Origin of the sequence: Paenibacillus sp. OK003, from assembly GCF_900109515.1 — a bacterium.
Classification (GTDB): domain Bacteria; phylum Bacillota; class Bacilli; order Paenibacillales; family Paenibacillaceae; genus Paenibacillus; species Paenibacillus marchantiae.
The window spans coordinates 184,115-208,856 of the sequence record NZ_FOBD01000011.1; the positions used below are offsets into that span (position 1 = coordinate 184,115).

Here is a 24,742-nt window from a genome sequence, read left to right on the forward strand (position 1 = left end):
ATGATTTTTTATAAATATAGCGATCTATCATGTTTGTGTCAACTATTAAATAGAAACGTCCCCCTTATTCTGTCGATGATCCCTGATTTGTGATTTTAATTTTGATATCATACGTGATTGGGACTTCACTAAACGTCTCGTCCCAGTTATTTTTAATTTTCTTCCATACCCGTGGATACTTGATCCGCAGTTTATCGCTAAACCCAGCTGCATCCACCTTGTAGACATGCTGCATTTTGTGAAGCAATTCCTCTACCTGTTGTTCAGCCATATGACTGAAATCCTTCTCCAGACCATCCAGATAACGCTCGGAGCCTTTCGCTTCCGGAGCTGTCCAATTTTCCATAAACCAGCCGTCTGATTCAATTTGAACATGAAATGAAATATCATCCCCCTTAACTGTGGGAATAATCTTCGATTTGATGTGTTTAATCTCATAGGTTATCGTGCTCCCGTCTTTGGGTGTATATGTCTTAACGACTCCACCTATCGCTTTTCCTTGTATCCAGGATAGGCCCTCCATGTCCGTTTGATTCAGACTTCCGATCCATCGGTTCGTTTTCCCGCTGAAAATGGCCGCTCCCGAAAATTTGTGCTCCCCCTCATAGGAGATAACATTTTGCAGCAAATAGCTTGATCCCGATTGCATGGTCGCGTCCAGTTTGGCGAGGGACACCGGTGGCAAAATTTTATTGGTACGATACACATTGTCCACAAGTCCGGTAAGATAGAATGAAGGAATCTCACTGGGATCGTTGGACGTCAAAGCATCCAGTGCCCTCCGATCACTGACAACAACCAGACAGCTTGGCCGAATATCATTATCACGCAACACAAAATCAAGCAGTTGATCCAGTCTGAATTTTCGGGCCACCTCAGAGGACACAACGATGACTTTCAGATGATGTCCAATCAGCGGCCGGTCTCTTCTCAGAGAGAACTGACGAAATATCTGTATTACTGAATCCCCTGTTAATTGTTCGTTAAAATAGGATTTCCCTGCGCCAGGTGATCCTTGCTGACTCTCTTCCTTGGATGATCCTTTAGGAACAATCTGAACCGTAGCCGTGATATTGTTCCTTTTCGGGTAGTGTCCCCCCTGTTCATTCACACTCTTCTCAAATTCCGTCTCTTTGGCCATATCAAGACCCAGTCCAACGTACACACTAAGATCCTCAATCTCCTTGCTGCTCCAGCATCCAGAGGTAAACAACAGCAGCATTAATCCAGGCAGCAATAGCGCTAATCTCACCTTGCGACTCATGCATACTTCCCTCCTTTTTTGCGGATGAAGCTAATCAGCAGCAGAACTGTAGGCAGAATCCCAAACAGATAAATAGATAAATTACCCACCGCATCCCCCAACACAAATGTTTCATTCACATCCTTGGGAATTAAGGCAATGATATAAATGACAGGCAACAGGATAAACATAGCCGGTAAAATTTTCTTACTTTTGAACAACTGGGCACATCCAACCGTAGCCACATAGTGTGTGATCGAGAAGGTCGAGAAGATTTGCATGATCCAGATCACGAGAAGAAGTGATTCAAAACGTTCAAAGATCAACCCCTGAAGCTCGAAACTCCTCATCAGATCCAGAGTAGGCCACGTTCGAGTTTTCATGCCTTCGATGGAAAGACTTCCGATGACCATAACTACCGTAATTAAATAGATGCCTGTTGGAACGAGCGTACCCCACATTACCGCTTTGATCCCTTTTTGCGGATGCTGCATAAAGGCCATGATGACAAACATAACTTCATAACCCGTATACGCAAGCAAAGTCGACTTAAGTCCCTTGAATACCGGCATTATTCCCTCTCCCAAGACGGGTCTCAGGTTATTAATTTCAAACAGTTTGCTGCTCAGCAAAATCGCGATGACAAAAATGATCAGTGTGATAGGCAAAATAATTTCGAATAGACGTGCTACTGCACCCAGGCCACCTGAGTTCAAGTAGACGCCAACCCACATGAAGACCATAACAATCGCCCATACCGGTGTTCCTTCCAGCAGATAAAGTCCGGTTACTTCTGCCATGACCCGAATTTCAAATGCAGAGATGACGAGGAAATAGATGATCACAACCATTCCCAATATAAAAGCAATCCATGAACCTGTTATTTCCTTAACAAACTGAAAACCCGTTTTGCCAGGAAAACGTCGGCACAGGATGACGAGCATAATACCGATAAACGTGGCGATCAGCCCGGATATGATGATGGAAATCCAGACATCCGGTGTGTCAACTGCCTCAACCGTAGTACGCGGAAGTGTTAAAATCCCAGCGCCCAGCATGTAATTGATGATGATGACTCCGGTCTGGGTTGTCGTCAGCTTATCCGTGGAACGGTTCACGTTATCACCTCTTTGCTCTAGGTTTAAATGTTTATTTTATGTTTGCTGTTCATCTATTTTTTGCGATCCGGATCGGTAGGGTTCATCATGCGCGGACGTCGCCTCATCACCTTTAATGGGGCACGGATCAGAAAGTCCTTCCATTCGCTCAAGCTATACGGGACCACTGGACTGACATAGGGAACCCCAAAGCTTTTCAAGCGCACGAGATGGCTGCAAATAAACAGGAAGAACATAATCACCCCGAATAATCCAAGCGCCGCTGCACTGAACATACCTGTAAAACGCAAAATGCGCAGTGTAATTCCAGCACTATAGGTAGGGATGGAAAAGGAGGAGATCGCCGTTACCGCAACCACGATAACAAGGAATGGACTGACAATACCAGCCTGCACGGCCGCATCCCCGATAATGAGACCACCGACGATGCCCATCGCCGGACCGATCGGTTTGGGCAGACGGATACCAGCCTCGCGCAAAATTTCAATGGCTGTCTCCATAATGAGTGCTTCAATAATGGAAGGGAACGGTACACCTTTTCGCGTCTCAATAATGGTCAATGCTAACTTGGTGGGAATCAGACCCGGATGAAATGAAATAAAGGAGATGTACAAGGCAGGAGCAAATAGCGCAATCATGGCTGCCAGAAAACGGAGCATGCGCAGAAATGTGCCTGGTATCCAGCGCTCGTAATAATCCTCCGGCGATTGCAGCAGCATGCTGAAGGTTGCGGGCACAATTAAGGCAAAGGGTGTGCCATCAAGCAGTATGGCAACACGCCCCTCTAACATTCCGCTGATTACGCGGTCTGGCCTTTCCGTGTTTTGAATCTGCTGAAACGGACTCAGCTCATCGTCTTCAATCAGCTGCTCCACATAACCGGATTCCAGCATGACATCCATATCCATTCCTTCTATGCGCCTCTGGACTTCTGCCACAAGCTCAGGATCGGCAATATCCTCTATATACGCGATAGCGAGATCTTTTTTGATTCGGGTACCCACTTCAAATTTTTGAATAAACAAACTCTGATTGCTTCCAAAGCGTCGCAGTATACCTGTATTGTCACTGAGATGCTCGGTAAAACCGATTCTTGGCCCGCGAAGCAATGCTTCGGACAAGGGCTCTTCAACGTTGCGGCTTATTCCTTTGGGTGTGCCAATCAATAATGCACCTTGCATGCTATCCACAAGAAGTGCATTTTTACCCCCAAGCACTGCCAAGGCCAGCTCCTGTAACGATTCGGTCTCCTGTATCTGGCTGACAGGCAGAAGTTGATTACTTAGATAGTTCTTAATCTGATGTATATCGGCTGGATGAAGGAAACTCCCCTGTTGCAGTTCCGGTACCCCCCTGATCATCAGAGGTGTAATCAGATGCTGATCAATCAATTGCTGGTCCACAAGACCATCGATATACATGACCGCTGCCCGTGTATTCGTACCTCGTATGGTAAACTCTCGAATATGTACATCAGCATTCTGAGCAAAGGTCTCCTTTGTGCTAATTAAATCGGTAGTATAATTCCCGGTAAGCTTAATATTGGCATAACGCCCTGTCTCTAAATTCTGGTTCGCATCAGATCCTGATGACGCAGACTGCTCGTCGTTATCCCCTTGGCCTTGTTCTGTGGATATTGCGAAGCTTCCCTGATCCACGGAAGAACGAATCCAACGGGTTATTTTCAGAATCGATAGCGGAATGATAAATAACAAAAAAGCCTGTAACCATATAGGCCACTCCGGCACGTACGACCAAATCGTTGACCACATCACCCTCACCCCAACATTTCTCTGCGCTATGAACTTGCAGGTATTCCAGAGTATTGTTTCCCCGATTGCTCACAATAATTCCCGTTTTTTTGAACGACAAAAAAAGCAGATGCCTCTATTGGCACCCGCTTCCCTACAGGGTTATGGAGTTTATCTTATCTATACGATTTTGGTTACGTGCTGTGCCTTCTCATCCAGTAGATGTGCAGACGCCGCAATGGTTGTAAAATCATTCAGCGCTACCTCGATCTGCTGCTGACTTCGCTCCACGTAGCCTTCAACCTTCTGTGTCCCGCCAGAAATGTTTGTAATCTCTTTTGTTATCCCATTGACACTATCCCGAATCTCATTAATGGAATTTTCGACCATGGCCGATAGTTTGCGTACTTCCTTGGCTACAACATCGAACCCGCGCCCATATTCGCCTGCATGTGCCGCTTCAATCGCAGCGTTTAGGGCCAGAAGCTGGGTCTGCGACGCAATTTCGCGGATCGTTTTGACAACTCCCTGGATCGAACGAGCCTGTTCTTGCAAGTGATTCAGTGTCGCTCGGTTGTGGGCAGAAACCTCAGATATATATGTGATACTGGACATCAACTCACGGCTTCGCTCAATACCGATATCTGCATGTTCGTTCAGCTCATGTGACATCGTCTTCAGTTCATGAACTACAGCTGAGATATTGTTCTGACGGGTCGTGATGTTTGTAGCTATTTTGGACACACCTAGTATGTTCTGGTTCATTTCATCATAGACGGGCATATATGTTGCCTCAAGCCATACGGGATTTCCCTTTGCATCCTTGCGTTCAACCTTGTCCTGGAAGCTAGTACCGTTAAAAATACTACTCCAAAATGCGTTATAGTCAGGGCTTCTCACGAATTCGTCGAAACAAAATTGCTCATGCTGCATGCCATACATCTCCGCTACTGTATAACCCATCGTCTGGGCAAAAACTTCATTTACATACGTAACCCGTCGATCCATATCGAATCGGATAATAGCCAGACTTTTCTCCATGGCCTTTATGACCAGCGCATCGGTAACAACATCTTTTTTCTCCACATCTACTATAGGCAAAGCGATCCCCACTCCCTGACTTCTTCCATGATTAAACCGTTCTCATTCTGGCAGTTCCTGCTGTATTGCAATTATGTATCCAACTGAATAGAGACGACTCTATTATTGTATACTCCAATTGCAAACAATTGGATCACTTCCAAATTAATTTTCAACAATTCGGTTACGGTTTGACTTTTTATACCCAATAAACTAACCGTCTAAACATTATATTTCATGAGCAAATTCTAACACAAAAAGAGGCGGATTAACCGCCTCTAATTATGGTATAAAATTCCATGACTTTGATGTTATCTGTAGTCGACTCTGTTTAATACACAGTCCTGTTCAGCCATCAGCCTCGCGGCAATTTCTCTTCGTACCGAATGCGCAAATCAGCGAGCCGCTCCAGCTTGGATAGCGCTTGCTCCTTCTGCATCAATCCAACCGCCAGCACCAGTTGTTCCATCAACAGTAGCGGAGTAACCATGGAATGAAATTCGCCAAGCTCCCCTCTGCTAACGTAAAAAGATAACTCCGTCCCCAATCCATATAAGAGATCTTCCCGATCTGTTACAAGTACGGCTTTGCTGCCAGTATCTCTGGCATAATCTAGAATGACCTCTGCCTCAGGCAAGAGCCTTGTAAAACACATCAGCAGCACAACATCCTCCCGCTGTATGTGCATCAGTGATTCCAATAATTCATGACCACCTCCGGCGAGGTGGATGACCGTCAATCCGAATCGGGACAGCCGAAAGGACAATAATTCCGCCAAACCAGCGGAGGGGCCTGGAGCATATACATATACTCTTCTTGCTTCTGAAAGGATGGCCGCTGCGTGCTCCAGATCTCCCTGCTTCATATGAGACAACGTTTCCTGCAAATGGCTGACGGAGGCCTCCAGTAACTGAACGGGAAGGCTGTCCGTATCCATGCGGGATATGGTTTTATTTAATTTAAGGGCAGGTGTAGTGTCTTCGGATGTACGAAGCCGGATTTTGAACGCTTTGGCATTGTCATATCCAATCGCACGCCAGAAACGGGATACGGTCGCAATACTGACCCCCAGCCTGTCGGCAATCTCCTGTTCCGTCATGAACAAAATCTCTTCCGGATTGCGTTCAACAAAATCAGCAATTTTCAGATGGCCTGGTGACAGCTGTTCTTTATGAGTAAACAAATTCATTCCGTATGCACTCCTTTTCTCGCTCTACACTCAGTATATCAGTTCAGAGAATAATAAATGGGCCATGTATGTAATATTTTTTTCATAAAAAACTTAATGTGTAATAAAAATTACATCTGATTTACAAATGTCTTCTTTCCCGTTAATACTCTGCCCCTAGACTGTGGCTATGATGATCACCAACTTTCAGGGAGGTATGTATCGATGAAGAAGATGACTGAGCGTTATACGCTGACGTCTTCACAGAAAATGATGGTGTTTGTGCTATCCATGTCACTGTACGGCTTGTCCAACATGTTCACAGAGCTTATTCCCAAGCTCCAGCTTGGACCGATTGAATTGTCTGTTGAGTACTTTGCCTTCATTCCGCTGACACTTTGCATTTTGTTCCACCCCATGATTGCTGCCCTTGGTGCGGCTCTTGGCGAAGTGATCTTCGGTGAGCTGATGCTGGGGCAATTTGGCGGACTGGGCGAGCTGGAGAAATTTATTACCTTTTCCTTTGCCATGTACGTCGCAGGACGTATGGTGAGTGATCCTCGCAATCGCAGACAGGTCGGAATCGCAGCCATGACGGGAGTCATCATTCATCAGTTCCTTAGTTCACTGGTGGATATCGGTAAAGTGTGGATTGGTGTGGAGCAGCTGGAGGCCGTCCCTGGACTTGCGGAAAGTGTTGTGCTGATTGAAGGGGTTGGCTTTCTGAATGACGTACTGTTCTCAGGCATCCTGTTCGCTCTGCTGCCTACGCTGTATCTCGTACCTCTGCTCTATGGCAAAATTGAACCCCTGCTCGGCATCAAGCCTCGTAATCCAGGCATGAAATATGAAGGAATCGGCTTCTTCCGTCCGAAACTGATACTGATTGGTGTGCTGCTGCTTGCACTTGCCTTTGGAGCGGAATCCCTGTCCGAAATGGATATCAACTTCGCTGTTTGGGAGACGGACTATGCAGATCAATATGGTTCGGCATCCATATGGATTAGTATCGGAGCTGCTGCACTGGTTGCCGTGGTGACATTACTGATCATGCGCGCAAAACGGAACAAAAATAAAACAGTACCCGGTACGGAGAACCGCCCTTATGCATAATGTAATGTCCACATCAGCTTCTGTGTCCGCATCGAATTCTGCCATTTCCATTCAAAATGTCATCTTTACGTATCCTGGCTCGGAAGAGCCCGTCCTGAACGGAGCTTCGCTCGAACTCCCACGAGGCAGTTTTACAGCCATTATCGGGGGGAACGGATGTGGCAAATCCACCCTGTGCAAATTGTTTAATGGCCTTATTCCTCAATTCTACACAGGAGACTTCTCCGGTGAAGTCAGTGTACTTGGCATGCCTGCCGAAGGCCAAAGTGTTGCAGATCTGTCCAGAAAGATCGGTTACGTCTATCAGGATTTCGACAACCAGCTCGTGCGTCCCACCGTCTTGGACGAGGCTTGCTTTGCACCACTCAATTACGGACTGCCCAACTATCGGGAGCTCGGAGAACGCGCACTTTCCATGTGTGGTCTGGATACCATTCATAACCGATACATCTGGGAATTGAGTGGTGGGCAGAAACATCTGCTCGCTCTTGCCGGAGCTCTGTCGCTCGACCCCGATATCCTGATCGTGGATGAACCTGTCTCACAGCTTGACCCGCAGCATGCAAGACTCATCTATGAGTGCCTTTCGAGATTGAATATTGAGTATGGCAAGACGATTATCGTCATCGAACACCATACTGAATTTATCGCTGACTTTTGCGCAGATGTGGTACTGATGGACAAAGGGCGTGTCTTGTGGAACCTTCCTGTTAAGGAAGGCTTGAATCGCATTACCGATCTGGAACGGCTGGGCATTCAACCTCCTGAGGTTACACGGGCAGCTATTCAGGCTGCGGAGATATCGCAGGGAGAAAAAACAAATGTGGACCTCTCAGGTTCAGGACAACGCTTCCCGATCACTGTGGAAGAAGCAAACGTTTATTTTGCAGACCATTACCCATCCATCCCATCCGTGTCTTTTAAAAATGAACCTTCATCCTATTCGACCTTGGCACGCGACGTTTCTAGCCAAATTGCAAATACAGAACGCCCAACGCCTGCGTCGGCTGCTGAACCGTTGATGCCTATTGTACAGTTTCACCAAACCCGGCTACGTTACAGAGGACTGGGCAAAAAAGAACATGAAGTCATTCGTGGTGTTAATATTTCACTCCATGAAGGAGAACGGATTGCCTTGATTGGCAACAATGGTGCCGGCAAATCCTCTTTATTGAAGATGATGGCTGGTATTAGCCTGCCTCAGGAAGGCAGCGTCAGTGTTCTGGGTGAAGTTACGCACCGTTCCTCTTTGGAGCAGCTGGCAGGGAAGGTCGCCTATATTTTTCAGAACTCTTCCGAAATGTTTATCGAAGATAGTGTCCGCAAAGAAGTTGCGTATTTCCTGAAGAACCGTCGCATCCCGGATGCTGACCAGCAAATTGCACATGTACTGGAGCGTTTCCGGCTTACTCGGCTGCAAGAGCGGGATGCCCGGCTTCTCAGTGGTGGACAACAGCGACGTGTCACACTTGCCATCGGTGCAGCCATGAAGCCATCACTTATGCTGCTGGATGAGCCCACCGCCAATCTGGACCTTGCCACTCGCGAGGAACTGATAGGTGTACTGGATGAGCTGGACCAGCATGTGCGAACAACCGTTATTGCCACGCATGACATGCAGCTGGTTACCCAGTGGGCCAGTCGGGTTATCGTGCTTCACCATGGTCAGGTGGAAGCAGACGGCACACCTGCCGACGTGTTTGCGGATGAATCCCTTCTGCGCCGCTCCGGACTTGCGCTTACGCAGATCATGGAGCTCTCCCATCGGATGGGACTGCCGACACTTTCACCGACAACGGAGGCTTTTGTTGATAGCCTGTTGAATCAATCAATCACCAAGGAGGATATGCATCATGCAGCTCGTCCGCAACTGGTTTGACAAAATATCCATTGAACGCATTCAGCTTGAGCTGATGAATACCGTATATGGCAGCGGACATGCCAGCCTGTCGCGGATTGATCCCCGTGCCATGCTGATCTGGTATCTCTTTTTTGCCATCGTTCCCTGGTTTGTTCATAACGGGACTGTGCTGCTCGGCATGTTTCTGTTGATGGTGACTACCACCATATTGTCCAGAGCCGCTCCTTTTATCATTATCATTCTCTGCTTAGGATTAATCGGCCAGGTCGGGTGGATGTTTATCATCTCACTGTTCTTCGGTGGTAATCTGGAATCTGCATTCCCCCTGCTGTTGCTCACCTTGAAGCTGTCGATCGTCTCGCTGGCGAGTATCACCGTCTTTTCGGGCATGGACCCGGAACGGATCGGCGATGGATTGCTTGCGCTCGGCATGCCTGCAGCCTTCTCCTTCAGCCTCTCATATGCTTATCGCATATTGCCGGTGCTGTTCGGTGAATTCCGCAACATCATGCTGTCCTACAGACTGCGGGGGCAGGTTCCCTCCCGGCACGGATGGCTCTACTGGCGGCTCATTGTCTACTATATGAAGCTGTTCGTTGTGTCCTTCTTCCCGCTCATGCTGGCTACCGCCAAACGCTCCCGCACAACGGTGGAAGCCCTGGAGACACGCGGTTTCTCGTATGGCATGAAGCATCCTGAGTCCAAACGCCTGAAGCTGGCCCATCTGAAAATCACTTCACGTGACCTCGGATTTCTCGCCGGATCGGCAATCTATGTTGCACTGCTGTTCTGGCTCGGCGGGCATTACGAGATTCTGTAATTCAAAATAAAATGATGTAACTATTCATACCATTAATCATTCATGGAATAAAGGAGTGTCTTTTATGCGCATTGATCTTCATACTCACGGCAAATTATCCAAAAACTCTGATTTCTCAGTCGATTACTTCACCGAAATGGTCAAGGAAGCCAAAGCCAGCGGGCTTGAAGCCCTCGCGCTTACCGAACATTTTAACACCCGCAACTTCTACGAGGTCTATGAGACGTTGGATCGTCTTTATCCTTACAACGGAGAGTACTACGATGCAGATGGACTGCGCATTTTTCCGGGGATGGAAGTGGATATTCAGGAGACAGGACATATTTTGCTGGTGGGTCAAAAAGAACATATCCTTGCCGTCCGCAGCGGCCTGGAGCAATATACAGCCAAAGGTTCATTCATCCCTTTTGCCAATCTGCTGGATATGGCCGAAGCCTGGCCTTTACTGAAAATTGGCGCACACCCTTTTCGCGAGTCCACCCCTCTGTATCAGCTGGACCGTGATTTATTGGGACGTCTGGACGCTTTTGATCTGAACGCAAAGGATATGTACCAATACGGCATCGAGACGTGCCGCGGCCAGGTTGAACCATTCGCCCAGTCCCTCGGTAAACCCGTCACTGCCGGAAGCGATACCCACCAGTGCCTGCAATACGGCAGTGTATTCAATGTGCTGGATCGTCCATGTGCATCGGTTGCCGAGCTCAAAGAGCAGATTCTCGCTGGTACGTACAGCATCGAAATATCCAACGATCTTCCTCTCCGTGTCAAAGCCTCCGTTATGCTGAAGAAATTGATGAAACGTCTTGCCAAGCTGGACGCCGCCCTTTTGCAGAAAGTTTAGAGAGAAGAAAACCACAACTTCTAAAGAATCCCTAATGAGCCCAAAGGATTTACATCCTCCAGGCTCATTAGGGATTCACTTTTACTCACTTAAAAATCATGCACCGTTACACATAACTGAATCACGATTCCGAACGGATCACGGACGATTCCATACCCCGGACTAAATTCGTTTTGCTCATAAGGCACCAGCACCTTAACCTCATCATGTTGTACCAGCGAATGATACAGCTCCGTCATCGTACTTTTATCTTTCGATTGAATGCATAATGACGTGCTGTTTCCCAGCTGCCAAGGACGCTCCGTATCCATTTCTTCCTCAGCAATCATCAATTTATTTACCCCGATCTGGAGTACCGAATGTGTTATATATTCATCCTGCCCTTCAGGATACTCAAACCCCGGATTCATTTCCTTCATCTCTTTGTAATTTTTCTTGAATAACACGTTAGCCCCCAGATACTTCTCATAAAAAGCAATGGCTGTCGCAGCGTCTCCATTCATCGACAGAAAAGGAATCACTTCAAAATTCATCTGTATTGCCTCCTTCGTTTGATTGGATTACACTGTTTACTATAACGAAAAAAGGTGCCAATCTATGGCACCATTGAGAGGTTTATTTATGAAAAAATCAGAACGTATGAACCAGATGCTGCGCTTTATTAATCAAAAACAGCACTTCACCCTGCAAGATCTTATGCAGGAGTTTCAGATATCCAAGAGAACCACATTACGAGACATCGCGTCCTTGGAGGAAATCGGTGCACCCATTTATGCCGAGTATGGACGTTATGGCGGATATCGTTTGCTTCAACAAATGCAGCTGCCACCCATTTCGTTTAATACGAGTGAACTTCATGCTCTCTATTTTGCGATGCAGGCATTGCGCAGCTTTACCAACCTGCCCTTTCAGGTCTCTTTTCGCTCCATTCACGAGAAGTTTCTAAGTGCCCTATCCGAAAACCAGAGACAGGATATTGAACAAATCCAGCATCGGGTCTCTTTCCGACACACCGAGCAAATCCGGGATAGTGAGCATCTGGAGTTTCTATTGATGGCCGCTGTACAGAATATAGTGATACAGATTACGTATCAACATATTCGCAGCAGTAGTAGTAACCCAGATACCAGCTCAAATCCCGGTAAAACTAAGCCCAGCACACGCACCATTCAGCCCATCGCCCTCTATGCCATGAAAGGCTATTGGTATTGTCAGGCGTATGATCTCGATAAACAGGCGTACCGTGTGTTCCGATGTGACCGAATCACCTCATGCGAGGTGACAGATATCGAACCTATACCACATATTAATGAACTCAATCTACAGGATGCCCACTCGTTATGGAAACCATCAGAGAACGCTATCCCATTCAAATGTCTGATCAATGAAGCCGGCGTTGAGCTGTTCCAGCAAGAACAGTTTCCATCCATACAGCTTATGAACGAATCTGGAACTGATACTGGACAAACTGGATACGCCTATTTAGTCGGGTCGTATGAAGCCCATGAGCTTGAGTTCATCATTCGTTATCTCGCAAGCTTTGGCAAGTCCATCAAGATCATGGAGCCTGAAACCTTAAAGGAATCCTTAAGACAACACTATCTGGATTTACTCGACCATGTTTAACTATCGCCACCAACTAACCAATTGCAATGTGTGCCTGCAACAGGAACCAGCATGAAGATGATACCTCCAGAGACCTCATCATACATCGATATCCATCTTTTTTCGTCAAACTCTGGACTCTGATTTATCATGAACCGCTGGAGAGCTTTTTTTATTGCCTATCGCCAACTGAACTATGATTTGCAGCACGATGATTATAGCCAGACCATAGAACGCTTGGACAAAACTGCCCGTGGTATCGTGGAGCCAGCCGATCGCCAGTGGACCGAGGGCGCCCAGAATGTAACCGCCCGATTGAGTCATGGCTGACCAGGCGCTGGCTTCCTGAGCATTATTCGTCTCATCAATGGGCAGCATCAAAGCGATTGGAAACAGTCCCCCGGCACCAATGCCGAGTGGGATCGCGGCCAGCCAAGGACTGACGGACAGGTTCAGCATTAAAACTCCGACCAACTCCATTAACGCACATCCAACAAGCCAGAATACACGTCTTTGGTAACGATGAACGAGCATTGGAATGAATAACGTCGACGGCAACGAAATTAACGTAAATAACGTTTGGATGCTTCCGGCAGTCTCTTTTGTATATCCTTGGCTCTGGATCGCAGGCGCAAGCCATGCAGTCAATGAATAGAAGATCGCTGCCATCAGTCCGAAGAACAACGTCAGCACCCATGCTCGACTATTTTTCACTGGAAGAGCTTCAACATTCACAGCCGAAACCTGCCCGGATTGTCGATCCTTTTGTGCTGACAAGGCTAATTTCATCCAGATCGGCAAAGCAATGACCGCGAGCAATGCCCATATCGCTAACGATCCCTTCCACGAACCCCCCAGGAGATTTTGAAGGGGAACCGATAATCCAACACTAATGCTGGCCCCCACGACCATTGCTGTAGAGTAGACCCCCACCATCGCAGCAACTCGCGTAGGGAAGTACTGCTTGATAAAGCTGGACAACAGCGGACCGGCCAATGCTATCCCTACACCAGATAGAAATGAAGTAAACATCATCAGAGGTGTTGCACCCACGAACAACCGCAATGCCGTACCTATTCCAATGAGGGTTAAAGCCAAAACGATCGCGCCTTCATTCCCCCACCTCCTGCTCAGCTTTACGGAAAATGGAGCGAATATACCCATACATAATACGGGAAGCGTAGTTAACAGACTTGCGGTAATTCCGCTAATACCCAGATCACTTTGTATGGTACTCATTAGTGGCGAAATGGATGTAATGGGTGGTCGCAAATTCAATGAAGCCAGAATAAGCGCCAGGACGGTATAAAACAGTTTCACTATGGATCACCTCATGTATTGTTATTTAGTTGCATTCACTAATGATCCAGGCTGTAGATCTTTTTGTGGTGCAAGACTAGTATAGATGTATTATAATGATTGAACAATACAATAGTTTCTATTAAAATGATTATAAAAACCAATGATTAGAGGGAAAGCATATGGAAATTCGTCAAATGGAGAACTTTATCGTCGTTTGTGAGGAACTCCATTTCACACGTGCAGCAGATAAAATTGGCATTTCTCAACCTACCTTGAGCCAGCAGATTCGAGCGCTGGAGGATGAGTTGGGTGTTCCCTTGTTCGACCGGGTAGGCAAAAAGATTGTGATGACCCAGGCGGGCACGCTATTCCTTGAGCATTGTGTACAAATGGTTCGCCATTTACAGAATACCCAAGATGCATTAGCTGAATTCCGCAATGATCAGCGAGGCAAGCTGGTGATTGGTGTCCTACCCTCCGATTTGGACTACCGTCTTACTCCATTGCTCGTTAATTTTCATGCCCATTTTCCCAAGGTGAAATTAAAGGTTGTTTCTTCGATTTATGTATTGAATCAAGTGCTGGATAACGAAGTAGACATCGGCATCGAGCTTACTTCGATTTCTGATGACCGTCTTGTCCGCATTCCTTTGTGCAGTGAAGAATACGTACTCGTCGTTTCGGAAAACCACGCTTGGGCTGAACGAAATGAGATTGGAATTAAAGAACTGCGCGATATTCAGACCGTAATGTTCCCAGAAGGATTCACAGGCAGAGAACTGGTTGATGGCTATTGCCGGAAATATGGTTTCACCTTGAATACAATTATGGAGACAAGTTCGGCAACCTCCATTATTAGTCTGGTCAAAGCTAACGTTGGCGGTACGATACTGCCCTATCCACTGATCAAGGCAATGAATGAACCGACACTACGCATCATCCGAATCACGGACGATGCCCCTTACCGTCACTTTGAGATCATTCATCGGTCCGACCGTTACCTGACCCAATCTGCCAAAGCATTTATTGAGAAAACCATTGATTATTTTAATCAAGGATAAGTTCAGAAGGAGAGTGACTTGAATGCAAATAAAAGAGGTTAACTTGTTCACAGATCAAATGGAGGCCATGAAGCCGTTTTACGATACGTTATTGGAGTTGGAGCTGCTGGAGGAGAGTACATCGTCCATATCGTTTCGCACAGGAAATTCGATCCTTTCATTTCAGCAAGCTTCTGGTCAGGAAAAGCCCTTCTATCATGTGGCGTTTACGATTCCGACAAACCAACTCACTCAAGCCAAGAAGTGGGTTCAAGATCGAAACATTCCTTTGCTTTCCAAGGACGATAAAGATGAGTTCTATTTCCCCTACTGGGACGCAACAGCTTTCTATTTCTATGACCCGAGTGGTAATTTGATGGAGTTCATCGCTCACCATTCGTTGGATAATGCAGTCCAAGATGACTTTGATTCCAGCCAGCTGCTATGCATTAGTGAGATCGGCATGCCTGTCGATGATGTACCCGATACCATAAGCAAAATGAATGGACAGTATCAGCTTGAACCCTTTGCCGGAGACGGAAAGCAATTTGCCCCCATCGGTGACGCAGAAGGCATGTTTATTGTAATCGATAAAGAGATGCCCTGGTTCCCAGACGGACGTATGCCCGGCGTTTTTGCCACTGAGGTGAAGGTTGCAACGGGGCAACCCGGTAGTCTACGTATACAGGATGGTCTGTATTCCATGGTTTCGATTTGATATGAGAGTATACTAAATGAAAAGCTCAAGAGGGACGTCCGACTCAATACTTACCAAAACCCTCCTCACAAGTGATATCCGCCTTAAGAATATCGTACAGATTTTGTTTGGAATTCTCTAATTTTTTCTGTGCCTCTTCAATTTCTGTTATTTTCGCTTGGATAATGCTCGCTTGTTCATTACTTGAAAATCCCTGTTTAGAGATCATAGATTGGATCTCATGGATCGTAAAACCAACAGCTACACATTGTTTAACTACATCCAGATGCTGAATAATGCTCTGAGCATATATCCGATAGTTATTTTGATCTCTCAGCATATGTTCATCCGTGATAATACCTATCTTCTCATAATAACGAATAGTGGATATCGGAAGGTTTACACTCTTGGCTACTTCACTGATTTTCATATGGATCGCCCTCGTTTCTTTTTCTTGCTATAAAGTATACTTCATAGTTTACAATCCTCATAGTGAGACGAATTGAGGTAACCCCATAACCCACTCTCACCAATATTAGATATGAGGAGCGATATCCATATGAATACAATTACCGGCCAATTCAACAAAACAAATGATTTTGATAGTATCGTCTTGGAGCGCCATTCCGTTAAAGTCTACGACCCTGAAGTCAAAATCAGCCGCCAGGAGATGACCGAAATACTGGCGAAAGCTTCACGTGCCCCTTCGGCGATTAACATGCAGCCATGGCGCTTTCTTGTCATCGACAGTGCTGAAGGCAAAGAGAAGCTTGCACCACTGGCCTCTTTTAACCAGACGCAGGCACTAACATCCTCAGCTGTCATTGCCGTGTTTTACGATGCTAATAACGTTGAATACATGGAAGAGATTTTCAGCAAATCAGTGGAACTTGGATACATGCCCCAAGACATTATGGATATGCAGATGCAACAGGTACAACCTTATTATGCGAACATAAGCGCATCCGAACTACATGATATTAATCTCCTTGACTCAGGCCTCATATCCATGCAACTCATGCTCGTTGCCCGTGCTCATGGCTATGATACCAACCCTATGGCCGGTTATGACAAAGGCCAGATCGCTGAAGCCTTCGGCTTGGATAAAGAGCGTTTCCAGCCCGTGATGTTGATCTCCATAGGTAAAGCAGCCAAAGATGGCTATCCTTCCTATCGTCTCCCGGTTGAAACGATTACGACTTGGGCGTAACCAACAATAAATTCCAATCCGAACATGCCAATGGAGAACTCTATTTATGAGCATCATTTTTAAACTCATTTCAAATTATCCTTTTGCTCGTGGGCATTACCAGTTAGAAATTAATCGTGTAGAGAGTCATTACTTTCATTCAAAAAATAGATAAAATCTCTGTGCGGTCCTTATAACCAGAGTGCTTACCCTATGGACTTGGCTTCGGTCAAAGGGGTTCACAAATGTTCCCTCTCCTGATTTCGACACAGGAACTTTAACGTTAGATTCATAATGGAAAGGTTCATAATCAATACTACCCGAATAATGAACTGCACCTCCAATTGTTAGATACAACTACCAATTGGAGGTGCAGTTTTTGATGACCAAATTCAGTACAAATGAAAAAATCCAAGCCGTTATACGTTATGAAAAGGGATCAGAGAGCTTGAAAAACATCGCAAAATCCATTGGGCTTCACCATTCTGTCTTTTTAAACTGAATTAGACAATATGAGTATCATGGTGAAAAAGCTTTTAAAAAGGGCTAGACATCATATCCTGCACAGACTAAACTAGACGTACTTCATTATAATAACGAAATTTGGGACGTCTGTTAGAGAAACGGCTGCTATATTTAATAGACGCCCTGCAACCAAAGAAAAAGCTCAAGTAGTCTATGAACCAAGGAACGAATTTTCGGTGAAAGCACTTCTGAGGCTAGCAGATATCCCGCGTAGCACTTATTATTACGTGGTAAAAGCGTTGGGTGCGCTAGACAAGGATTCGGAGTTAAAAGACATGATCCAAACAATTTATGATGAGCAAGAGAGACGCTATGGTTATCGACGTATTCGTGATGAGTTAATCAATCGTGGACACCGTGTGAATCTTAAAAAGGTACACCGTTTGATGAAGTTATTGGGATTGAAGTTTTTGGCACGTATGAAGAAATACCGTTCGTATAAAGGGACGATTGGTAAGATCGCACCAAATCTATTAGAACGCAACTTTCATGCTGAAAGGCCAAACGAGAAGTGGGTTACGGATATTACAGAGTTTAAATTGTTCGGAGAAAAATTGTATTTATCCCCCGTAATCGATCTATATAATGGAGAAATCATTACATATACGATTGGTTCAAGACCAGTCTACTCACTTGTTTACACGATGTTAAATCAAGCATTTCACCGATTAACAGATGAGGATAAGCTCCTTATTCATTCGGATCAAGGTTGAAACCGCATCGTCATGCCCTTGAAGAACGCGGTATCACGCAAAGTATGTCCCGTAAAGGTAACTTTTACGATAACGCCGTCATTGAGAACTTATTTGGCATCATGAAATCCGAATTTCTATATTTAAAGGAATTTGAAAGTCTCTCACATTTTAAACAAGAGCTTTCAAAATACATCGATTATTACAACAACAAACGCATTAAGGCAAAACTAAAGGGCATGAGTCCCGTACGCTACCGGATTCATGCCCAACAAGTTGCCTAATGATATAACGGACCTAACTTTATGGGAACACTTCATAACGGGTGGTTTGCTCTGCGGCTGAAAGCCTTTGTTACTAACCAGCCCTAAAAGGGCATGGAAGGGTTCGCGAACCGCACTACTTTTTCAGCTCCCCCTTAAAGGTTCCCTATTTCTTCTTCTTTCGCTGATCCTTTGTTTCTTCTCCTGTAAATGAACCAATGTACTCCGCCATTGTTATTTGTTCTGCGACGATATCTTCCTGTATCTGATTTCGGATATATTCTTGTTCACTTTCTTGTTCCTTACGACCGTATCCACGTAAATCCTTCATACCGAACTTTGATTTCCATATCAATACTTTAGATTGGCATACAATACTGTATTCACGCGATAAAATCTGCTTGCTTGGAAGCACAGACAGCATTATTCAATTTGCTTTGCAATGAAGACAGTATGATCGATTGGACTGTCACCCCAGCAACAATTCCTTGATTTGATTAATGAAACCGCTACGAAGGCGAAGAATAAGATTTTCGCTCATTTTGGCGAGTCAATGTATCGTCGGTTCCCCAACTACAACAAGGTCTGTCGATTTAAAGAATAGCAATTAATTTTACTAATACGTTCTTTTCTAATTGCACAACCTCTTCTAGTTTGTTATTAATATCATCTAACAATCGATTGTTTTTGGAAATGTTATACTTTATAACTAAATTTCGAATCACTAATGATACATGTGAAACAACTTCATATTCGTTGCATAGATCTTCATTATTCACTATGAACTTCATTCTTTCTAACATACATATTTTATGTTCCCATAAGAGATGAAAAACCCGTATATCTAAATCAGTATCTATTTTGCTTGTTTTTATTTTGTTAATTTGTTGCTGAACATACCTGTACACATCTTGCCCAAAGATCCAATAATCCTTATGCTGAACATAAGCATGTGGTCCATCCACGGCTATTTGATTCCAGAAAAACCCTTCGTCGATACATCTAGAAGACAAATAGTTTTCGATTTGCTTCTTTACTTTACAAATGTCAAAATCATAACTGGCATCCTTTCTGTTTAATACGATAAAAAATCTACGAAAATGCTCACATATATCGTTCTCCCATGCATTGACGAGTTGTTCGTACGTAATCGTAACTTTAGCAAACTTGCCGCCATCTAAATTGTCAGCTAAGTGAAATAATTTCTGTTCATCGTCGTAACCATACACTAGAACAGAATGATCCCTGTGCTTCTTCAAGTGATTTTCACTTTGAGGAATGTAATATTGATCCAAGTAGAGCCATACGTATTTATCCTGATTTAAATAACTTAACAAAGCATCTTTAATATTTGATTTATAGAAAGAATAGATTAGTTTATGCGCGGGTTTTTCAACTTCCAGCCATGGGCACGAGGTATATCCTCTTCCATATTCAAAAAAGGAAAAATGATCCGTGAAATATATAGTATCATCGCAAGTATTAATTCCAATTGAAATAAAGTTACTATAAAGCCATGGAAGATAATCGTCATTCTTTGCAATAATGGAGAACAACGCCGCATAAACGTTATATGTACTTAATTGGGGTTCGTACATAGGCAATATCTTCATATTAATAATGAACAGCCTCCCACTATAAAGTAATGTTTTCTCCTGTTTTCTCGCGTAAACTCATTCTTTCAGCTTTGACAGGTTGAGAGGTACTTGCGGTGAATGTAGCCTGTGCAACTGACTGAAGTCATAGCGTAGGCGGGAACAGAGCTTAGGAGACCAGATTCCAAAAATGTGGATAATTCAGTATGATCGCACATTTGGATATCCAAATTCACCCTTTGGGTTTACCCTCCTATGTCACGCTGGGTCTGTACCCTCACATTCCATCGTTCTACCTCTCAATGGTTGGATGCCGATTCTTGCTCCTTTACGGGGACGTTGTCCTTATGGAATGTCGTCCTTCGGCTTCTCCAGGCTTCCGATGTCTTAGCTGATGATCGAGTTTTTACCAGATTTACAGGACTTGCTTTAATTAAGCTGCCAACTGTATCTGAGCCTGACGAACCGGCCCCATTACATCATTTGCATCATATTCTTTCTGCTTGGTTCCTAACGTAAAGAGAATTCGGATCAGCTTTCCACATAACGCGATGATTGCATGCTTCTTCTTTAACAGGTTCTGGCTTCTCGTCGTAAAGTAGTGTTCCAACGCCTTGGACTCAGGGTTCTTAGCTACCATCGGCATACGACTCGAAACAGCAGGGCTCGAAGACGCGAGCACCCGCTCTGCTTTTTCCCGTCTTACCCTTGCGCTTACCAGACTGTTCACCTTCAAGTTGAGACCGGCCAACCAGATGATCTGCTGTTTGAGGTCATAGTTATGAATATCCCCAACTTCAGCCAGAAACCCTGCCTCCGACGCCTGGCACCGACAATATCTGTGCAGTTCCGGGAATGCACTCAAGGATTCCAAATACCTTAACCATTATTGCTTCGAGTTGCTCACTAAACAGGTCGTATTGCTGCAACAAGGCTGATAGCTCACTCGAGCTGCCGCTACACCCTCCGTAAGACCGATCAAGGCAACAGCGGTGGCGACGAGCATCTCTGCTCGCCGCTGACACCACCGTTTTACTTCTGTCTTGAAGGGCTCCAGGACGTCCTAGAGCCCTTAGCCACAATCTCGGCGGGCAGCTGAAACTCCTTAAGTGTCATGCGTGAAGCCTTACCTTGAAGACACTTGTATACTCCGGGAAGAAGCGATCAAACAAATTGACGATACAACCCTTTAGTTAGTGTTAAATTTGCCGACATCTTATCACGTAGGTTCATTAGGATCCGGATATATGCGTATTCTTGTGTCGGTAGATCCGGGCGATGGCCGATCTCGTAATCTCTTAGAGCCTACGATTTTGATTATAGAAAAGCATTTATGTAATCTTGTCCGATTGAAACCCTTTTGTATATTTCCTTTCTAATCGATAATCGGACATTCTACAGAGCATTGATTTTCACCATTTCAAGATTATGCAGCGTAATCATGTTTTGTAGCAGCAAATATAATTTACTATCTAACCATAATGAATCCGCCTTATTCGTTATCGTGCTTAGATGAACACTATCCAAAATCGGAGTTACTATTTGGTCAATAGGAGAGTTTTTTTCAAAGAACTCAACACAAACACTATCCAATCTCCAGCATATCCTGCCTCCAATAGCACTTTTTCAGCCGACAATAGGGTAGTATAAACTTCTTTCGCCCATTTATGGAAAAAATATATAAAAAAATTCGACAGTAGTGTCAGAGTCAATCATTATGGAATACTCTTGACCGTGATTAAGAATAAGGTAATTATTTTCTGTAACTCGATAATTACCTTGTCCCGTATTGCGGAAAGCGCTTCTATTATAAAAAAAGATTTAATAGATAGAGCGCTTACACTCTTTTTAAAAAAAATCCGAGGTTTTTTCATACAGAATCGAATAATTCGGCTTTCGAATTTTAGCTCCGCCTCCTGTCACAAAAAACTATTATTTCATTATTTTATTCCTTTAATCTAATTAATACAATATTCCTAAGAAAATTTTTAAAAAGCTCCTCATTAACATATTATTAAATACAACTATCTAACAATCAACCCACACAATTACAACATTTACATCATTATTACAACATCTATAAAAAACCATTTCAACTGAATAGGGTCGAGTAGACCTGGGGAATCTCACCCCCAGTCTCTCACAGAACCTCTCGTAAAGGTCTCACTGCATTCGGCTCTTGTTATCCGATAGCGGCAATGCCCTATTTACCAATGGTAAAAGAGATCAGGATTGCACTTGGCAATACGCTTTAGAAATCTTATCGTCTTTAGCGTGCTTCCCTTCATCGACTTATACCTGGAATTGGTCCATCAAGCAATCGTGAAATTTACGTAAGTCAAGATTCTTTTGGCCGAACCAACGATAAACTTCGAGAAGTAATTGAACCAACCTCGTATGACAGGATTCATTAATTTTGCTAACTCCGTTATGGAGACTATTTTATAGCGGGTACGGATCTCTTTTATCCGATATCGCAATCCTTGTCCAGCACTCTTGCTGACTGCTGGTGAGAAGCAATTGAAAAACTTTCCTTGCTTGTTGCGAATGTATCGTCTGCAAAACGTATAACCAAAGGAATATGAACTCTTGATGCTCGTGCTTTCCTTGGTGTTTATCACTTTTGCAATACACGTTCTTCGTTTTAACCGGATGTATTTCCAATTTGCATGCCTTCATCCGCTCTTGCGAATCGAGCAGAAGACGCTCGGCGTCAGCTTTCTTCCAGTAGTGAATGATCCCATCATCCGCATACCGAGCCATGGGATTCTTGCATATCTTCGTTACATCGAATTATCAAAAGTGTGGTGCATATAGAGATTCGACAATACGGGACTGATAACTCCACCTTGTGGGAGGTTCTCTCCCACACGCTCCCATCCGGAATCACGTTCGGCACAGAAGAAAACGTTCAATATATAGAATCACCCATTTATTTTCCGTATGCTGGCGAACCGCCTTCATGATCAGTTCGTGACCGATGTGATCAAATAAACCTTTAATGTCATACTCAATCAGCCACGGCATTTTCTAGCATTGCTGCCGCGTTATACCTATCGCATCGGAAGCCGCTCGATTGGGCCGATATCCATAGAGAACCTTTGCAGAAGAGAGCTCTACAAATGGTTCGAAATTCATTCGTACCACCATCTGTGCGATTCTGTCCGTTATGGTCGGTAAACCTAAGAGTCACTTTTTTCCTTCTGTCTTTAGAATCTCGACTCCCTTGCCGTTGGCATGTAACTGCCCGATGACAGCCTGTTCCATATTTTATAGAGGTTCTTTTTCAGATTCTTCTCGAATGCTGTATAATTCGGGAGCACATCGATTCGCTTTGACGCGTTTTTACGCTTCCCAAACTTGACACTTCAAAACATCGTGCTATTTTCCTTCTTTAATATAATAATCAATTTTCTGGTTTATCAACAAAAGAATGGAGGATAACTGAAGCCATTAGTTCGCTCCACCGCGATTACAGCCGTTTCATTACTACTACGAGTTCTTCCGCATCTGAGTCCTACATCTCTACTTCCCCCTAGACGTTTTAGCACTCGAAATTTCCGATTTCCATTAGAACTCAGACTTCTCCCGTTACTTCCGAGAGCCTGTGTCATGCTCCTGTAACCTCTACGCCGATGACCATCTAGCGAGTGATCAGATTTACGTTAGACCTTATTCCAGTGATCGCTTAAAATCTCTGGTTTCGATTAAACTTCATCTTAACGACGCTTCAGCAGTTCTTTACTTTTGTCCAGCTTCATTCCTTTCATTACTGCATTTCTTCAGAACACACTAAGCGTCAAATAACCCCCATCTGGTAGAGTTAGACGGGAGCTGGTACGATATGTAATAAAAATTGTTTACAGGATGCGAATTTCCGCAGGCAGTTCCGTTGACCATGGCATATACGCCGCGAGAACGGCAGTATCCTACTGGTTGGACAAGAGCTAAAAGTTGAAGCATGCTCTCTCTAAAGCAAACTATGTAAAGAGCATAAATGAGTTGGATGCGTAGGATATTTGCTAATGAGCTCCTTTATAAAAAAATAGATGGGGCTGTCTCAAAATGATATGCTCCCCCATATAGTAGACAGGTGAAATAATAAAATCCACGCAGGCAAATGGTCAGCGTTATTAACACGAAGCGAGTATATCGTCTGTTGAAGCTCCAGGGCATCCAGTCTGTCACCCGAAGAAAGAGGAAGAAGTACGTAGGCTCTACAACCTCAGCAGGTTGCAGAGAACGTACTGAATCGTAAATTTGAGGCGGAAATTCCCAACCAAAAAATGGGTAACCGGTGCAACGGAATTCAAGTACGGCAACGGAAAGAAGGCCTATTTAAGCGCAATTAAGAATCTGCACGACAAGTCTATTATTGCTTACGTTTTAGGCATTCTAATAATAATTCGCTGGTCTTTAAAACGCTGGAGTTGGCATTGAAGACCGCCCCAGAAAGCGCCCCTTGCTTCATAGCGACCGTGGTTTCCAGTATACTTTTTTTTACGTTTCAATGCGATGTTACACGAAGAAAAACTCAAACAAAGTATGTTCCGAGTGTGCCGTTGCATTGATAAGGGACCCATGAAATCTTTTTGGGGAACGCTTAAATGTGATAAGTACTACTTGCATACCTACCGAACTTTTGAAAAGCTCCAAAAAGACATTGATGATTACTATACTTTTACAATTACGAACGGTTACACGCAAAACTAAACGGCCTCAGTCCCAATGAATTCAGGACCAAGGCCGCTTACCATTTTTATTTTTTGTACTGTCTACTTGACGGGGTGCAGTTCGCTTATGGGACAGCCTCCGTTATTTTATTTTGACATTATT

Annotated in this window: 19 protein-coding genes and 3 pseudogenes; 10 read left to right on the forward strand and 12 right to left on the reverse strand. The window is 44.5% G+C overall.

The window, feature by feature from the left end; translation table 11 throughout:
* Window positions 1-64 precede the first annotated feature (64 nt).
* From BMW94_RS18830 to BMW94_RS18850, 5 genes are all read right to left on the reverse strand, one after another.
* The gene (locus BMW94_RS18830) at window positions 65-1,264 is read right to left on the reverse strand and encodes a Ger(x)C family spore germination protein (RefSeq protein ID WP_091000504.1); all 1,200 of its coding nucleotides are present in this window, start codon (window positions 1,262-1,264) and stop codon (window positions 65-67) included.
* Window positions 1,261-2,361, reverse strand: coding sequence for a GerAB/ArcD/ProY family transporter (locus BMW94_RS18835; RefSeq protein ID WP_091000505.1), 1,101 nt, complete (start codon window positions 2,359-2,361; stop codon window positions 1,261-1,263). Before BMW94_RS18835 ends, BMW94_RS18830 begins: the two co-directional genes overlap by 4 nt.
* 53 nt (window positions 2,362-2,414) lie before the next feature.
* Window positions 2,415-4,133, reverse strand: coding sequence for a spore germination protein (locus BMW94_RS18840; protein WP_091000506.1), 1,719 nt, complete (start codon window positions 4,131-4,133; stop codon window positions 2,415-2,417).
* Between the two features lie 159 nt (window positions 4,134-4,292).
* On the reverse strand, window positions 4,293-5,213 hold the full coding sequence (locus BMW94_RS18845) for a methyl-accepting chemotaxis protein (RefSeq protein ID WP_254790289.1): 921 nt from the start codon (window positions 5,211-5,213) through the stop codon (window positions 4,293-4,295).
* A 334-nt stretch (window positions 5,214-5,547) separates the two neighbouring features.
* Entirely contained in the window at window positions 5,548-6,381 is an 834-nt protein-coding gene (locus tag BMW94_RS18850) for a MurR/RpiR family transcriptional regulator (RefSeq protein WP_091000507.1), read from the reverse strand.
* Between the two features lie 204 nt (window positions 6,382-6,585).
* On the opposite strand from BMW94_RS18850, the gene BMW94_RS18855 reads away from it, so the two are divergent.
* From BMW94_RS18855 to BMW94_RS18870, 4 genes are all read left to right on the forward strand, one after another.
* The gene (locus BMW94_RS18855; protein WP_091000508.1) at window positions 6,586-7,473 is read left to right on the forward strand and encodes a DUF8171 family membrane protein; all 888 of its coding nucleotides are present in this window, start codon (window positions 6,586-6,588) and stop codon (window positions 7,471-7,473) included.
* Window positions 7,466-9,352 (forward strand): ABC transporter ATP-binding protein, encoded by a 1,887-nt coding sequence (locus BMW94_RS18860; protein ID WP_254790290.1) that lies wholly within the window; start codon window positions 7,466-7,468, stop codon window positions 9,350-9,352. Before BMW94_RS18855 ends, BMW94_RS18860 begins: the two co-directional genes overlap by 8 nt.
* Window positions 9,327-10,154 carry an energy-coupling factor transporter transmembrane component T family protein gene (locus BMW94_RS18865; protein ID WP_091000509.1) on the forward strand — a complete coding sequence of 276 codons (828 nt, stop codon included), beginning with the start codon at window positions 9,327-9,329 and terminating at the stop codon, window positions 10,152-10,154. The genes BMW94_RS18860 and BMW94_RS18865 overlap by 26 nt, the downstream gene beginning before the upstream one ends.
* Window positions 10,155-10,218: 64 nt before the next feature.
* On the forward strand, window positions 10,219-10,998 hold the full coding sequence (locus BMW94_RS18870; RefSeq protein ID WP_091000510.1) for a PHP domain-containing protein: 780 nt from the start codon (window positions 10,219-10,221) through the stop codon (window positions 10,996-10,998).
* 89 nt (window positions 10,999-11,087) lie between these two features.
* Here BMW94_RS18870 and BMW94_RS18875 read toward each other — a convergent pair whose 3' ends face one another.
* Window positions 11,088-11,531 (reverse strand): VOC family protein, encoded by a 444-nt coding sequence (locus BMW94_RS18875; protein ID WP_091000511.1) that lies wholly within the window; start codon window positions 11,529-11,531, stop codon window positions 11,088-11,090.
* Between the two features lie 88 nt (window positions 11,532-11,619).
* Between BMW94_RS18875 and BMW94_RS18880 the strand changes: the two genes are divergently transcribed.
* Window positions 11,620-12,624, forward strand: a complete 1,005-nt coding sequence (locus BMW94_RS18880; RefSeq protein ID WP_091000512.1) for a helix-turn-helix transcriptional regulator — start codon at window positions 11,620-11,622, stop codon at window positions 12,622-12,624.
* Window positions 12,625-12,729: 105 nt separating this feature from the next.
* Here the strand turns inward: BMW94_RS18880 and BMW94_RS18885 are convergent, their stop codons facing one another.
* Window positions 12,730-13,923 carry an MFS transporter gene (locus BMW94_RS18885; RefSeq protein ID WP_091000513.1) on the reverse strand — a complete coding sequence of 398 codons (1,194 nt, stop codon included), beginning with the start codon at window positions 13,921-13,923 and terminating at the stop codon, window positions 12,730-12,732.
* 161 nt (window positions 13,924-14,084) lie between these two features.
* Between BMW94_RS18885 and BMW94_RS18890 the strand changes: the two genes are divergently transcribed.
* Window positions 14,085-14,966 (forward strand): LysR family transcriptional regulator, encoded by an 882-nt coding sequence (locus BMW94_RS18890; protein WP_090954850.1) that lies wholly within the window; start codon window positions 14,085-14,087, stop codon window positions 14,964-14,966.
* 22 nt (window positions 14,967-14,988) lie between these two features.
* Window positions 14,989-15,663, forward strand: coding sequence for a VOC family protein (locus BMW94_RS18895; protein WP_091000514.1), 675 nt, complete (start codon window positions 14,989-14,991; stop codon window positions 15,661-15,663).
* A gap of 43 nt (window positions 15,664-15,706) precedes the next feature.
* On the opposite strand, the gene BMW94_RS18900 is transcribed toward BMW94_RS18895, so the two are convergent.
* Window positions 15,707-16,072 (reverse strand): MerR family transcriptional regulator, encoded by a 366-nt coding sequence (locus BMW94_RS18900; RefSeq protein ID WP_175480760.1) that lies wholly within the window; start codon window positions 16,070-16,072, stop codon window positions 15,707-15,709.
* A gap of 129 nt (window positions 16,073-16,201) precedes the next feature.
* Between BMW94_RS18900 and BMW94_RS18905 the strand changes: the two genes are divergently transcribed.
* Complete coding sequence (locus BMW94_RS18905) at window positions 16,202-16,852, forward strand: nitroreductase family protein (protein WP_091000516.1); 651 nt, start codon at window positions 16,202-16,204, stop codon at window positions 16,850-16,852.
* Window positions 16,853-17,213: 361 nt separating this feature from the next.
* A pseudogene (locus BMW94_RS18910) lies at window positions 17,214-18,332 on the forward strand (IS3 family transposase).
* A 145-nt stretch (window positions 18,333-18,477) separates the two neighbouring features.
* Here BMW94_RS18910 and BMW94_RS30230 read toward each other — a convergent pair.
* The 4 genes and pseudogenes from BMW94_RS30230 to BMW94_RS31340 form a co-directional block, all read right to left on the reverse strand.
* Window positions 18,478-18,683: pseudogene (locus BMW94_RS30230) on the reverse strand (IS200/IS605 family transposase); the annotation flags it as partial.
* A gap of 221 nt (window positions 18,684-18,904) precedes the next feature.
* On the reverse strand, window positions 18,905-19,909 hold the full coding sequence (locus tag BMW94_RS18915) for a cysteine peptidase family C39 domain-containing protein (protein ID WP_139209369.1): 1,005 nt from the start codon (window positions 19,907-19,909) through the stop codon (window positions 18,905-18,907).
* Window positions 19,910-20,339: 430 nt separating this feature from the next.
* Window positions 20,340-20,771, reverse strand: coding sequence for a hypothetical protein (locus BMW94_RS18920; protein ID WP_091000518.1), 432 nt, complete (start codon window positions 20,769-20,771; stop codon window positions 20,340-20,342).
* A gap of 1,447 nt (window positions 20,772-22,218) precedes the next feature.
* Window positions 22,219-22,527 carry a group II intron maturase-specific domain-containing protein gene (locus BMW94_RS31340; RefSeq protein ID WP_368086922.1) on the reverse strand — a complete coding sequence of 103 codons (309 nt, stop codon included), beginning with the start codon at window positions 22,525-22,527 and terminating at the stop codon, window positions 22,219-22,221.
* Between the two features lie 2,061 nt (window positions 22,528-24,588).
* Between BMW94_RS31340 and BMW94_RS31345 the strand changes: the two are divergent.
* Window positions 24,589-24,735, forward strand: a pseudogene (locus BMW94_RS31345) (IS3 family transposase); the annotation flags it as partial.
* Window positions 24,736-24,742: the final 7 nt, after the last annotated feature.

Excerpts from the sequence above, each read along its gene's own strand:
- BMW94_RS18865 (WP_091000509.1), top strand. The coding sequence starts at position 9,327 with ATGCAGCTCGTCCGCAACTGGTTTGACAAAATATCCATTGAACGCATT.
- BMW94_RS18895 (WP_091000514.1), top strand. The coding sequence starts at position 14,989 with ATGCAAATAAAAGAGGTTAACTTGTTCACAGATCAAATGGAGGCCATG.
- BMW94_RS18855 (WP_091000508.1), top strand. The coding sequence starts at position 6,586 with ATGAAGAAGATGACTGAGCGTTATACGCTGACGTCTTCACAGAAAATG.
- BMW94_RS18900 (WP_175480760.1), bottom strand. The coding sequence starts at position 16,072 with ATGAAAATCAGTGAAGTAGCCAAGAGTGTAAACCTTCCGATATCCACT.
- BMW94_RS18860 (WP_254790290.1), top strand. The coding sequence starts at position 7,466 with ATGCATAATGTAATGTCCACATCAGCTTCTGTGTCCGCATCGAATTCT.
- BMW94_RS18890 (WP_090954850.1), top strand. The coding sequence starts at position 14,085 with ATGGAAATTCGTCAAATGGAGAACTTTATCGTCGTTTGTGAGGAACTC.
- BMW94_RS18870 (WP_091000510.1), top strand. The coding sequence starts at position 10,219 with ATGCGCATTGATCTTCATACTCACGGCAAATTATCCAAAAACTCTGAT.
- BMW94_RS18830 (WP_091000504.1), bottom strand. The coding sequence starts at position 1,264 with ATGAGTCGCAAGGTGAGATTAGCGCTATTGCTGCCTGGATTAATGCTG.
- BMW94_RS18840 (WP_091000506.1), bottom strand. The coding sequence starts at position 4,133 with ATGTGGTCAACGATTTGGTCGTACGTGCCGGAGTGGCCTATATGGTTA.
- BMW94_RS18880 (WP_091000512.1), top strand. The coding sequence starts at position 11,620 with ATGAAAAAATCAGAACGTATGAACCAGATGCTGCGCTTTATTAATCAA.
- BMW94_RS18850 (WP_091000507.1), bottom strand. The coding sequence starts at position 6,381 with ATGAATTTGTTTACTCATAAAGAACAGCTGTCACCAGGCCATCTGAAA.
- BMW94_RS18875 (WP_091000511.1), bottom strand. The coding sequence starts at position 11,531 with ATGAATTTTGAAGTGATTCCTTTTCTGTCGATGAATGGAGACGCTGCG.
- BMW94_RS18905 (WP_091000516.1), top strand. The coding sequence starts at position 16,202 with ATGAATACAATTACCGGCCAATTCAACAAAACAAATGATTTTGATAGT.
- BMW94_RS18915 (WP_139209369.1), bottom strand. The coding sequence starts at position 19,909 with ATGTACGAACCCCAATTAAGTACATATAACGTTTATGCGGCGTTGTTC.